Source organism: Mesorhizobium sp. M2A.F.Ca.ET.042.01.1.1, from assembly GCF_003997405.1.
Lineage (GTDB): Bacteria > Pseudomonadota > Alphaproteobacteria > Rhizobiales > Rhizobiaceae > Mesorhizobium.
Map to the genome: position 1 here is coordinate 1 of NZ_RZRX01000207.1, position 11,625 is coordinate 11,625.

13 protein-coding genes are annotated in these 11,625 nt (G+C 64.2%); 8 read left to right on the forward strand and 5 right to left on the reverse strand.

Annotation, left to right across the window (positions count from 1 at the left end; translation table 11 throughout):
* Positions 1–423 precede the first annotated feature (423 nt).
* From EOA23_RS25490 to EOA23_RS25505, 4 genes are all read right to left on the reverse strand, one after another.
* Entirely contained in the window at positions 424–933 is a 510-nt protein-coding gene (locus EOA23_RS25490) for an Hsp20/alpha crystallin family protein (protein ID WP_127306177.1), read from the reverse strand.
* Positions 934–1,026: 93 nt separating this feature from the next.
* Positions 1,027–1,503, reverse strand: coding sequence for an Hsp20 family protein (locus tag EOA23_RS25495; protein WP_126061666.1), 477 nt, complete (start codon positions 1,501–1,503; stop codon positions 1,027–1,029).
* Between the two features lie 233 nt (positions 1,504–1,736).
* On the reverse strand, positions 1,737–2,015 hold the full coding sequence (locus tag EOA23_RS25500; protein WP_127306178.1) for an usg protein: 279 nt from the start codon (positions 2,013–2,015) through the stop codon (positions 1,737–1,739).
* 12 nt (positions 2,016–2,027) lie between these two features.
* Complete coding sequence (locus EOA23_RS25505) at positions 2,028–2,375, reverse strand: hypothetical protein (RefSeq protein ID WP_126061668.1); 348 nt, start codon at positions 2,373–2,375, stop codon at positions 2,028–2,030.
* 328 nt (positions 2,376–2,703) lie between these two features.
* On the opposite strand from EOA23_RS25505, the gene groES reads away from it, so the two are divergent.
* From groES to EOA23_RS25545, 8 genes are all read left to right on the forward strand, one after another.
* A complete protein-coding gene (gene groES / locus EOA23_RS25510; protein ID WP_126061669.1) occupies positions 2,704–3,018 on the forward strand; it encodes a co-chaperone GroES in 315 nt (104 codons plus the stop codon).
* A 61-nt stretch (positions 3,019–3,079) separates the two neighbouring features.
* Positions 3,080–4,708 (forward strand): chaperonin GroEL, encoded by a 1,629-nt coding sequence (gene groL, locus EOA23_RS25515; RefSeq protein WP_042638257.1) that lies wholly within the window; start codon positions 3,080–3,082, stop codon positions 4,706–4,708.
* Between the two features lie 71 nt (positions 4,709–4,779).
* On the forward strand, positions 4,780–4,995 hold the full coding sequence (locus EOA23_RS25520; protein WP_245474347.1) for a hypothetical protein: 216 nt from the start codon (positions 4,780–4,782) through the stop codon (positions 4,993–4,995).
* A 104-nt stretch (positions 4,996–5,099) separates the two neighbouring features.
* Positions 5,100–5,468, forward strand: a complete 369-nt coding sequence (locus EOA23_RS35795) for a hypothetical protein (RefSeq protein ID WP_189341706.1) — start codon at positions 5,100–5,102, stop codon at positions 5,466–5,468.
* The gene (locus EOA23_RS25530; RefSeq protein WP_127306180.1) at positions 5,449–5,766 is read left to right on the forward strand and encodes a DUF982 domain-containing protein; all 318 of its coding nucleotides are present in this window, start codon (positions 5,449–5,451) and stop codon (positions 5,764–5,766) included. The genes EOA23_RS35795 and EOA23_RS25530 overlap by 20 nt, the downstream gene beginning before the upstream one ends.
* Positions 5,767–5,825: 59 nt before the next feature.
* Entirely contained in the window at positions 5,826–7,718 is a 1,893-nt protein-coding gene (gene htpG, locus EOA23_RS25535; protein WP_127306181.1) for a molecular chaperone HtpG, read from the forward strand.
* A gap of 287 nt (positions 7,719–8,005) precedes the next feature.
* Entirely contained in the window at positions 8,006–8,686 is a 681-nt protein-coding gene (locus tag EOA23_RS25540) for a glutamine amidotransferase (protein ID WP_127306182.1), read from the forward strand.
* Between the two features lie 24 nt (positions 8,687–8,710).
* On the forward strand, positions 8,711–9,838 hold the full coding sequence (locus EOA23_RS25545) for a serine hydrolase domain-containing protein (protein WP_127306183.1): 1,128 nt from the start codon (positions 8,711–8,713) through the stop codon (positions 9,836–9,838).
* 4 nt (positions 9,839–9,842) lie between these two features.
* On the opposite strand, the gene EOA23_RS25550 is transcribed toward EOA23_RS25545, so the two are convergent.
* A complete protein-coding gene (locus EOA23_RS25550) occupies positions 9,843–11,465 on the reverse strand; it encodes an ABC-F family ATP-binding cassette domain-containing protein (protein WP_127306184.1) in 1,623 nt (540 codons plus the stop codon).
* Positions 11,466–11,625 lie beyond the last annotated feature (160 nt).

Sequence of the window (11,625 nt, forward strand, 5' to 3'; positions counted from 1 at the left end):
TCCCTTACTCACGCCCCACGCGTACTTAATGAATTGCTAATCTAGCCCTTTACCTTCCTTTCGGGAAGCCTATGCAACCGAAACCGAAATTAAGGTTATCGCCGGTCGCAATCTTATGCGGAACCGCTTCCAGGTGATCTGCCTGCCGGGCATAACATATGTTAACTTCATCTCGCGATGGGTGCTGAAATTCGCCGCTGTAAAAGGGAGAAGGCACCGAGCTGCTTGGCATCATTCATCGAGCTGTTTGGCATCATTCATATGGTGGATACGAAGACTTTGCGACGGAACAGAGAAGCTCCGTTCGTCAACTTTCTCTCTGCGCGCCGCCCCTGATCGGCCGCGCGCGGGATCCGACTGCCGTGGCTGTCATGGAGGATTGCGACGCGGGAGGCGCATCGGCCGACCTCCCGCGTCGATGCATCAACTCTTGATGTCGATGCGCCTGACTTGCGACTGCGCCTTCTCGCTCTTCGGCAACGTGACAGTCAGCACGCCATTCCTGAAGCGCGCCTCCACCTCGTCTTCCTTGACCTCGTAACCGACCGGGATGCGGCGCTCGAAGCGGCCGTAGTAACGCTCCGAGAATTGCCTATCCTTGTCATCCGTCTCCGAGCGCTTCTCGCCTCGCAGCGTCAGCACGCCGTCGTCGAACAGGACTTCGATGTCTTTCTGTTCGAGGCCCGGCACCTCGGCCGTCACCTTGATCTCCTTCTCGCCGTTGGAGATTTCGACGCTCGGCCAACCAGAGCCGAGGGCGGAGACACCGCCAAAAGACGGCAACCGGCTGTCGAAGCCGCGGAAAACATCGTCGAACAGACGGTTGACCTCACGATGCAGCGACAGGAACGGATCGCGTTCGCCGTCGTGGAACAGGCTTGGAACCTGGTTGCCGTTGCTCCGGCCCCAGGGAATCAGGTCACGGACACTCATGGTTTCCTCCTTTCCGTTCATCGGTCTGAAAGGCTTCCTGTTGCGCCGGGCCATGTGCCCGGCGCGTTGCGCGGGGGCGCCGACAGGAAGGCCTCAGGCCGCGTGCTTCTCGGCTTCGATCTTCTTCGTCGCGCCTTTGGGCATGGCCTTGTCGGCTGCGATCTCGATCCGGCGCGGTTTCATCTCTTCGGGAATTTCACGCTTCAGATCGATGGTCAGCAGGCCATTGACCAGGCTGGCGCCGACGACTTTGACATGGTCGGCAAGCTCGAAGCGGCGCTGGAATGCGCGACCGGCGATGCCTCGATGCAGGTACTCACCCTTATCCTCGCCGGCTTTCTGGCCCGAGACCATGAGCATGTTCTGCTCCTGGGTAATGTCCAGTTCGTCCTGCGCGAAGCCTGCCACCGCCATGCTGATGCGATAGTCGTCTTCCGAGGTCTTGGCGATGTCGTAGGGTGGCCAATTGTCGACGGTTTCGATCCGGCTCGCTGTTTCGAGCGCGTTCAACATTCGATCGAAACCGATGCTCGACCGGAACAGGGGAGTGAAGTCAAAGCTGGTTCTCATAGCTACATCCTCCATTGAGCAACATAGATACGAGGAGCGCCAAGGAAGCGGCGCTCCTTGACCTTTGCCGGTCTCTCAAAGCACCGGCAAAATCCATCTGGGAATTCAAATCCGGGACGTCAAGGGCCCAACCCGAAGCCACCTTCAAGGTCGTGAAAAGCCCCCTCTTCGCGCGCGGGCAGGCAATGATGGAAGGCGGCCGCACAACACGACCGCCTTGATGGAGCTGATCTTCAATGGATCGGGATGATCCCGTCCACGGCCCGCCATTCCGATGGCCTGATGAGCCGATGGTGGGCAACCCGGACGGAATGCAAGGCGCCCGCCAACTCGCGTTCCCAAAAGCCCAGAAAACCCCTCAGCATGGGGAAATCCGGGGCGAGATCATAGTCCTGCCAGACGTAAAGCTGCAGCAGGCTGGGATGGTCGGGCAGATGATAATGGATCTCGGCAGTGGTCAGGCCATAGCCATTCATCTGCAAGCGGAATTCCCAGCTGACCGTGCTCGCCATCGCCTTGCGCCCTCACGCGCTCAGCCGGTCGACCAGCTGCCGGTGGTCGTCATCGGCAGGGCCGCTGGGCGACGGGGCGGTTGCGTCGAGTCGGCGCAGCGCATCCATGATGTCGTCGAAGGAGACCGGCCGCTCGGCCCCCGGCGGCTGGCGCAGCGCCGGCATCGATTCCACGGCGCAGGCGTCGGATGCCCAGGACGAAAGGATCGCCCGCTTTTCCCATATGTCGAGCGAGCCGTCCTCCAGCACATCGCGCGGGTGCTGAAAATGGCTGGCCGGCGACAGCAGCCGGTCGAGCGAAAGGTCTGATATTTCGGGAGCAAGGGAAGGAATGATCGGCGAGAGCGTCTGTCGGTCCATTTCTGTCCTCCGTCTCCAAAAACTCCTTGGTTCGGGTTCCAAATTTCTCAACGGTCCGGCGCTGCCGGGCGCCGATAATCTTGTTCAGCTCAATCGCGAATTCAAGCCTTTCCTTTGTCGGAGCGACCCAATTTACCGCATGTTTTCAGCACGCTAGCACTCGACGATCGAGAGTGCCAAAATTTTTTTTGGCACCCCCTTGAAAGTAGAAGAAGGCAAAATTAGCTCGACATGCGCGCGACGCCGAAAGGGTCGCGAGCCCCGCTCCGGTCCTCCGGTCCGGAGCGGAGGGACCTCTCGCAATCTGTTTGTCCTGAAGGAGAACGATATGACGTTCCGTCCACTGCATGACCGCGTGCTCGTCCGCCGCATCGAGGCCGAGGAGAAGACGGCCGGCGGCATCATCATCCCCGACACAGCCAAGGAAAAGCCGCAGGAAGGCGAAGTCATCGCCGTCGGCCCGGGCGCCCGCGACGAGAGCGGCAAGCTCGTAGCCCTCGACCTGAAGGTCGGCGACCGCATCCTGTTCGGCAAGTGGTCGGGCACCGAGATCAAGCTCAACGGCGAGGACCTGCTCATCATGAAGGAAAGCGATGTGATGGGCGTGATCGAACAGGCCGCGACGCTGAAGAAAGCCGCCTGACCGGGGCTTCGATCAAACCGCAACCCAGTCAATGAAAGCTGCCTAGACAAGGAGTGATCCAATGGCTGCCAAGGAAGTCAAATTCCATTCCGACGCCCGCGAGCGCATGCTGCGCGGTGTCAACATCCTCGCCGACGCGGTGAAGGTGACGCTTGGTCCCAAGGGCCGCAACGTCGTCATCGACAAGTCGTTCGGCGCCCCGCGCATCACCAAGGACGGCGTCACCGTCGCCAAGGAGATCGAGCTTGAGGACAAGTTCGAGAACATGGGCGCCCAGATGGTCCGCGAAGTCGCCTCGAAGACCAATGACCTCGCCGGCGACGGCACCACGACTGCCACCGTGCTTGCCCAAGCGATCGTTCGCGAAGGCGCCAAGGCGGTCGCCTCGGGCATGAACCCGATGGATCTGAAACGCGGCATCGACAAAGCGGTGGATGCGGTGGTCGCCGAACTCAAGACCAACGCGCGCAAGATCACCAGAAACGACGAGATCGCCCAGGTCGGCACCATCTCGGCCAATGGCGACGCCGAGATCGGCCGCTTCCTGGCCGAGGCCATGGAAAAGGTCGGCAACGAAGGCGTCATCACCGTCGAGGAAGCCAAGACCGCCGAGACCGAGCTGGAAGTCGTCGAAGGCATGCAGTTCGACCGCGGTTATCTCTCGCCCTACTTCATCACCAACCAGGACAAGATGCGCGTCGAGCTCGACGAGCCCTATGTGCTGATCCATGAGAAGAAGCTCGGTAACCTGCAGGCGCTGCTTCCCGTGCTCGAGGCCGTCGTCCAGTCGGGCAAGCCGCTGCTGATCATCGCCGAGGATGTCGAGGGCGAGGCTCTGGCGACGCTGGTGGTCAACAAGCTGCGCGGCGGGCTGAAGGTCGCCGCCGTCAAGGCTCCGGGCTTCGGCGACCGCCGCAAGGCCATGCTGGAGGACATCGCCATCCTGACCGGCGGCACGGCCATCAGCGAGGATCTCGGCATCAAGCTGGAGAACGTCACGCTGGAGATGCTCGGCCGCGCCAAGAAGGTCGCGATCGAGAAGGAGAACACCACCATCGTTGACGGCGCCGGCAAGAAGGAGGAGATCCAGGGCCGCGTCACGCAGATCAAGGCCCAGATCGAGGAGACCACCTCCGACTATGATCGCGAGAAGCTGCAGGAGCGGCTTGCCAAGCTCGCCGGCGGCGTCGCGGTGATCCGCGTCGGCGGCGCGACGGAAGTCGAGGTCAAGGAGAAGAAGGATCGCGTCGACGATGCGCTGCACGCCACGCGCGCCGCGGTCGAGGAAGGCATCCTGCCCGGCGGCGGCGTTGCCCTGCTCAGGGCGGCCAAGGCGCTCGACGCGGTTGCAGTCGACAATCCCGACCAGAGATACGGTGTCGACATCGTGCGGCGCGCGATCGAGGCTCCGGCGCGCCAGATCGCCGAGAATGCCGGATCGGAAGGCTCGATCATCGTCGGCAAGCTGCGCGAGAAGACCGACTTCGCCTTTGGCTGGAACGCCCAGACTGGCGAGTATGGCGATCTCTACAAGCAGGGTGTGATCGACCCCGCCAAGGTGGTGCGCACCGCGCTGCAGGATGCCGCTTCGGTCGCCGGTCTGCTCGTCACCACCGAGGCGATGGTAGCCGAAAAGCCGAAGAAGGAAGCCGCCCCGGCCGTGCCGGCCGGCGCCGGCATGGACTTCTGAGACGCTGACGAGAGCCCGCTCCCGTCAACGGGAGCGGGCGTTCCGCCAAAACTTGGGAGGCCGTTATGGACATGATGAGCGCAGATGGCTCGATCCCCGCGCCGACACATTCGGCAAGCGAATTCCTCGCCTATGAAGCCGAATGCCGGAGCGTGCTGAAGCCGCTGCTGGCAGGCCTGCTCGACGCGGCCGAAGCCGCCGGATGGAACCGGCGGACCGTCGCCTCGACGCTGATGTTCCTTGCCGCGCAGCAGGTGTCGGCCACCGAAACATCGGCGCGAAGCTGAGCGAAATCGGCCCCGCCACGGCGGGGTCCGTCCAACTATGTCGCGATGGGATTTGGGCGAAGGGAATTGCGATTGCCATGATTGCAGGACGCTTGCGGGAATGCTTGAGAAGCTTGCGATGGGACGCCGGCGACCTTGCGCAGGAGCTTGGCTGTTCCAGGACTGATGCGACGCGCTGGATCGAGGGGCGCGCCCCGGTGCCGCTGGCGGTCGCCGCCTGGATCGAAGCCCTGGTCAAGGCGCATAGCGCTCTGCCGCCGCCGCGCCTGAGCCAGCAAAGTTCGGCCACGCACAGCACGCCGGCGGGCCTGGTCAATGTGCAGGCCTTCCCCGGCATAGGCCAGCCGCGGCCGCATAGCATCGTCCTGCAACCGCCCTACCCGCGCCGACATATGCTGGCCGGGGGGCTTCGCCCGGGCACCGTGGGCATCCACCCGAAAGAGGGTCCAGACCATGAACCACGACCGCTTTGAAGAGCCTGTCACGGTGCTTGTCGGCATGGGCTTGCCGGCGCGGCTGGAGACGGTGGCGGAAGCCTATGCCCTGCTGCAGGATTGGCCGGCGGCGAGCAGGAGCAGCGCGCATACGATCGCGCTCAATGCCTGCAAAGCCGGCATTGCCGGCGAGATCGACGCCGAGACAGTGCGGGCAACCCTTGTTGCCTTCGCCCGCCGCCACGATATTCTGGCGCCCGACATGGTCTCGCTGGCGCCCGCGGCGCTGGCAGGGCGCGCATCCACAAGCAGCAATGGCACAAGCAACAATAGCTGAAGATTCGAAGCCCGGCGCGTGTTGGCGCGGCGGACAAACGACCAACCCAGGAATTTTGAATGACGACGGACACCAAGACGGCGGAAACCAGGACATTCGAGGCGGACGTCTCGCGGCTGCTGCACATGATGGTGCATTCGGTCTATTCAGACCGGGATGTTTTCCTGCGCGAGCTGATCTCCAACGCGGCGGATGCGTGCGAGAAGCTTCGCTTCGAGGCGGTGAGCCGGCCCGAGCTTCTGGGCGACGATCCGAAGCCGCGCATCACGATTGCCGCCGACCCGGACAATAAGCAGCTTTCCGTCGAGGATAACGGCATTGGCATGAGCCGCGACGAGATGGCGGAAGCGCTGGGCACCATCGCGCGCTCCGGCACGCGCGCCTTCATGGAGCGCGTCGAGGCCGGCAAGGCGGCGGAGGACACGCAGCTCATCGGCCAGTTCGGCGTCGGCTTCTACTCGGCCTTCATGGTCGCCGACCGGGTCGACGTGATCAGCCGCCAGGCCGGCAGCGACGAGGCCTTCCGCTGGTCGTCCGACGGCAAGGGCACCTATGAAATCGCGCCGATCCCGAACGAGGCGGCGCCCAAGCGCGGCACGCGCGTGGTGCTGCATCTGATGGAGGACGCCACCTCCTACACCACGCCATACCGGCTCGAAGGGCTGGCGAAGTCGCAGTCGGGCCATGTGCCGGTGCCGATCACGCTTGTCGAGAAGCCCGGCGCCGAGCCGCGCGACATCGCCGACGGAACGGCGCTGTGGGTGCGGCAGAAGAGCGAAATCAAGCCTGAGGAATATACCGACTTCTACCGCAGCGTCGCCGGCCAATATGATGAGCCGGCCTCGACCATCCATTTCCGCGCCGAGGGACGGCAGGAATACAACGTGCTCGCCTTCGTGCCCGGATCGCGGCCGTTCGACCTGTTCGACCAGGATCGCAAGGGCCGCATGAAGCTTTATGTGCGGCGCGTCTTCATCACCGACGATGCCGATCTCCTGCCGCGCTATTTGCGCTTCGTGCGCGGCCTGGTCGATTCCGCCGACCTGCCGCTCAACGTCTCGCGGGAGATGATCCAGGAAAGCCCGCTGCTCGCCGCGATCCGCAAGGGCGTGACCAACCGCGTTCTCGGCGACCTTGCCAAGACTGCCGAAAACGACGCCGAAACCTATGCCAAGGTCTGGGAGAATTTCGGCGTCGTCCTCAAGGAAGGTCTCTATGAGGATTACGAGCGGCGCGAGCAGCTGCTGAAGCTTGCGCGCTTCCGCTCGACCGCTTCCGGCGAAGGCTGGCGCAGCCTTGCCGACTATGTCGGCGCGATGAAGGAAGGCCAGAAGGCGATTTTCTTCATGGCCGGCGACGACCGCGCTCGGCTGGAGGCTTCGCCGCAACTCGAGGGGTTTCGCGCGCGCGGCATCGAGGTGCTTTTGCTTACCGACCCGGTCGACAGTTTCTGGGTGACGATGACGCCGGAATTCGACGGCAAGCCGTTCAAGTCGGTGACGCAGGGCGCGGCGGAGCTTGCCGACATCCCGCTGCCCGACGATGCGGCGAAGCCTGATGCCGAGACATCGTCGGACATTGCCGCCTTCCTCGCCTTCGTGAAGACGACGCTCGGCGACGAGGTGTCGGACGTGAAGGCCTCCGACCGGCTGACCGAAAGCGCCGTCTGCCTCGTCGCGCCAGAACATGGCCCGGACCGCCAGTTCGAGCGCCTGCTCAACGCCGCCGGCCGGCTCGACAAGGCTGCCAAGCCGATCCTCGAGATCAACCCGCGCCATGAGCGCGTGGCGGCGCTGGCAAAGCTCGGCGACGACGACAAGGCGTTCAAGGAAGACGCCGCGCATCTGCTCTACGACGAAGCGCGCGTGCTCGATGGCGACAAGCCGGCCGACGCCAAGGCCTTCTCGGCACGTCTGGCGCGGCTGATCGATCGCGGCTTGGCGAAGGGGTGATGAGCCCATACCGAGATGCGCGCCCACGCCTCGTCATCCTAGGGCGAAGCAAGGAGCGGAGCGACGCGCGCAGACCCTAGGATCCATGCCATAACGCTAAGGCATTGCAACGGTTACAGAATTCTGCACCGTTGAGCTCTACGGCATGTGTCACGGCATGGATTCTCGGGTCAAGCCCGAGAATGACGAATGGAAAGGCGCCGGCGCCAAACGACCAGAGCTGGCACATTGCCAACGACTCGCTAAGCTCTATCGTGGTTCTCGCGAAGTGAGCGGCAGGAGCTCCGATGAAGCGCATTGTTCTGGTCAGGCACTCGGAAGAACCGGGCGACGATCATGTTCAGACGACGCTTGAGGCGAACGGCCATACGGTCACGACCGCGATGCCGTTCAAGGGCGAGGCGATCGATCTCGGCTCCGTCGACGGCGCCGTGATCTATGGCGGTCCGTTCAACGTTTTCGACACCGACAAGCATCCCTTCCTGAACGAGGAAGCCGCGCTGATCGAGCATTGCCTGGACAACGACCTGCCGCTGCTCGGCATCTGCCAGGGCGCGCAGCAGATCGCCTGGTATCTCGGCGCCGATGTCCGCCCGATGGAAAGCGGCATCAGGGAGTTCGGCTATTTCCAGATCACGCCGACGGCGGAGGCCGGCGACTTCCTCGATCGGCCGCTCTTCCTGCCGCAGAACCATTTCCACACCTTCGACCTGCCGTACGGCGCGGTGCACCTCGCCTCGAGCGAGATTTTTCCCAACCAGGCGTTCCGCATCGGCGAGAAGACCTACGCCTTGCAGTTCCACGCCGAGCAAGGCCCGACAGGCTTCAGGCGCTGGCAGGAGCGGCAAGGCGCGCCCTATGGAACGCTCGGCGCGCAGGACCGGGACGAGCAGGACCGGCTGATGGAAGCCCACCACGCGGCGCAGCTTGCCTGGTTCAGCGGCTTTGTGATCAAGCTTTTCGGCTGAGGCGAATTTGGTGGGAATCCGCGCATGGCTATAGAAGGCTTCTGCGATCCGCGTTTCGCCGGCGTGCGCGACGCGTTCGCCTGGTGTTTCGCTGAAGGCCTCGAACATGGCGGCGGCGTCTCGGTCGTGGCCGACGGCAAGACCGTCGTCGAGCTTTGGGGCGGTCATGCGGATGCCGCGCGCACCCGCCCCTGGCGGCGTGACACGCTGATCAATGTCTGGTCTTGCACCAAGGGAGTCGTCGCACTGGCAATCGCGATGTTGGTCGAGCGCGGCAAGCTGGACTATGCCGCGCCAGTCGCGCGCTATTGGCCGGAATTCGCGGCCGGCGGCAAGGAGCGCATCCCGCTCGACCAGGTCATGTCGCACCAGTCCGGGTTGAACGGCCTCGCGGTCCCGATGGACGAGGCGGGCCTGCTCGCCTGGACACCCTATGTCGATGCGCTTGCCGCCATGGCGCCGCTGTGGGAGCCCGGCAGCCGCTGCGTCTATCATGCGCTCAGCTACGGCCAACTAGCCGGCGAGGTGCTGCGGCGCGTCGACGGGCGCAGCGTCGGCCGCTTCATCGCGGAAGAGATCGCCGGCCCGCTCGGGGCCGATTTTCATGTCGGCCTGCCGCAAATGGAAGATTTCCGAGCCGCCGAGATGATCGAAGGCCCGAAGGCTTCGGAATGGGTCGAGTTCGTGCGCGCCTCGCCCTTTCCCCATGCATGCGACAACCCGACGCCGCGCGCCCTGGCACCCAACGACCGCGCCTGGCGCGCCGCCGAGGTGCCGGGCGGGAACGGCCAGTCCACGGCGCATGCGCTGGCCCGCATCTATGGGCTGATGGCGGCGGGCGGAACCTTTGAAGGCAAGCGCCTGATCGGTCGCGCGGCGATCGAGGAGGCCGCGAGGCCACGCTTTCGTGGCATGGACGACAGCTTCGCGCTGCCGGCCGCCTTCGCCGCCGGCTATCAGATCGAGGATCCCGTCTATGCCGGCCGCGCGTCGCCGCAAAGCTTCGGCCACAGCGGCTGGGGCGGCGCCATAGGCTTTGCCGATCCCGGCTTCGGCTTGGGATTCGGCTATGTCACCAACCGCATGCTGGGGTTCGACGATGTGGACCCTCGCCGCAAGGTGCTGATCGACGCCGTCTACGACGCGCTGTAACGCCCTACCCTCTCAGCCCCGGCGCTTCCTGGCCGGTGCGCGCGACATATTCGGTGTAGCCGCCGCCATAGGTGTGGATGCCATCGGGCGTGAGCTCCAGCACGCGGTTCGACAGCGCCGCCAGGAAGTGGCGATCATGCGAGACGAAGAGCATCGTGCCTTCATATTGCGACAGCGCCTCGATCAGCATCTGCTTGGTGGTGATGTCGAGGTGGTTGGTCGGCTCGTCGAGCACCAGAAGGTTGGGCGGATCGAACAGCATCAGCGCCATCACCAGGCGGGCCTTCTCGCCTCCCGACAGCACGCGGCACTTCTTCTCGATCTCGTCGCCGGAAAAGCCGAAGCAGCCGGCAAGCGCGCGCAGCGGCGCCTGGCCGGCCTGCGGAAAATTGTCCTCCAGCGTCTGGAAGACGGTGCGCTCGCCGTCGAGCAGTTCCATGGCGTGCTGGGCGAAATAGCCCATCTTGACGCTCGGGCCGCGCGCGACGGAGCCCTCGTCCGGCTCCGAGGCGCCGGCGACCAGCTTCAGCAGCGTCGACTTGCCGGCGCCGTTGACGCCCATCACGCACCAGCGCTCGCGGCGGCGGATCTGGAAGTCGAGGCCGGAATAGATCGAGCGGCTTCCATAGGATTTGTGAATGCCTTTCAGCGTCGCCACGTCCTCGCCGCAGCGGGGCGCCGGCTGGAATTCGAAGGCCACCGTCTGGCGGCGCTTCGGCGGCTCGACGCGGTCGATCTTGTCGAGCTTCTTCACCCGGCTCTGCACCTGGGCGGCGTGCGAGGCGCGCGCCTTGAAGCGCTCGATGAAGGCGATCTCCTTGGCCAGCATAGCCTGCTGGCGCTCGAACTTCGCCTGCAACTGCTTGTCGGCGAGAGCCCGCTGCTCCTGGTAGAATTCGTAATTGCCCGAGTAGGAGGTGAGCGCGCCGGCATCGATCTCGATGATCTTGTTGACGATGCGGTTCATGAACTCGCGGTCGTGCGAGGTCATCAAAAGCGCGCCGTCATAGTCCTTCAGGAATTTCTCGAGCCAGATCAGGCTTTCGAGATCGAGATGGTTCGACGGCTCGTCGAGCAGCATGACGTCGGGCCGCATCAGGAGAATGCGGGCGAGCGCCACGCGCATCTTCCAGCCGCCGGAGAGTTTTGCGACGTCGCCGTCCATCATCTCCTGGGAAAAGCCGAGGCCGTCGAGAACCTCGCGCGCGCGGCCGTCCAGCGCATAGCCGTCGAGCTCCTCGAACCGGTGCTGCAACTCGCCGTAGCGCTCGATGATTGCGTCCATCTCGTCGGCGCGCTCGGGATCACCCATGGCGTGCTCGAGCTCGCGCATCTCGGCCGCCACCGCGCTCACCGGCCCGGCGCCTTCCATGACCTCGGCGACGGCGCTCATGCCTTCCATGTCACCGACATCCTGGCTGAAATAGCCGATGGTGACGCCGCGATCGACCGAGACCTGGCCCTCGTCCGGCTGCTCCTCACCGATGATCATGCGGAACAAGGTCGTCTTGCCGGCGCCGTTCGGGCCGACCAGCCCGACCTTCTCGCCCTTCTGCAAGGCGGCCGAGGCTTCGATGAAGACGATCTGTCGGCCGTTCTGCTTGCCGATGTTTTCGAGACGGATCATGGGACGGTCCGGGAAACTGCGCTGATGTGGCGGGATTTGGCCCGGCGTGTACGCGAATGAGGGTGCGAGGGGAAGAGCGCAAACGCCGCAGGATGAAGGTTCCTCGCCCCCACGAAGTGGGGGAGAGGTGGCTCGGCGAAGCCGAGACGGAGAGGGGGAG

Excerpts from the sequence above, each read along its gene's own strand:
- EOA23_RS25490 (WP_127306177.1), bottom strand. The coding sequence starts at position 933 with ATGAGTGTCCGTGACCTGATTCCCTGGGGCCGGAGCAACGGCAACCAG.
- EOA23_RS25495 (WP_126061666.1), bottom strand. The coding sequence starts at position 1,503 with ATGAGAACCAGCTTTGACTTCACTCCCCTGTTCCGGTCGAGCATCGGT.
- EOA23_RS25500 (WP_127306178.1), bottom strand. The coding sequence starts at position 2,015 with ATGGCGAGCACGGTCAGCTGGGAATTCCGCTTGCAGATGAATGGCTAT.
- EOA23_RS25505 (WP_126061668.1), bottom strand. The coding sequence starts at position 2,375 with ATGGACCGACAGACGCTCTCGCCGATCATTCCTTCCCTTGCTCCCGAA.
- groES (WP_126061669.1), top strand. The coding sequence starts at position 2,704 with ATGACGTTCCGTCCACTGCATGACCGCGTGCTCGTCCGCCGCATCGAG.
- groL (WP_042638257.1), top strand. The coding sequence starts at position 3,080 with ATGGCTGCCAAGGAAGTCAAATTCCATTCCGACGCCCGCGAGCGCATG.
- EOA23_RS25520 (WP_245474347.1), top strand. The coding sequence starts at position 4,780 with ATGATGAGCGCAGATGGCTCGATCCCCGCGCCGACACATTCGGCAAGC.
- EOA23_RS25530 (WP_127306180.1), top strand. The coding sequence starts at position 5,449 with ATGAACCACGACCGCTTTGAAGAGCCTGTCACGGTGCTTGTCGGCATG.
- htpG (WP_127306181.1), top strand. The coding sequence starts at position 5,826 with ATGACGACGGACACCAAGACGGCGGAAACCAGGACATTCGAGGCGGAC.
- EOA23_RS25540 (WP_127306182.1), top strand. The coding sequence starts at position 8,006 with ATGAAGCGCATTGTTCTGGTCAGGCACTCGGAAGAACCGGGCGACGAT.
- EOA23_RS25545 (WP_127306183.1), top strand. The coding sequence starts at position 8,711 with ATGGCTATAGAAGGCTTCTGCGATCCGCGTTTCGCCGGCGTGCGCGAC.
- EOA23_RS25550 (WP_127306184.1), bottom strand. The coding sequence starts at position 11,465 with ATGATCCGTCTCGAAAACATCGGCAAGCAGAACGGCCGACAGATCGTC.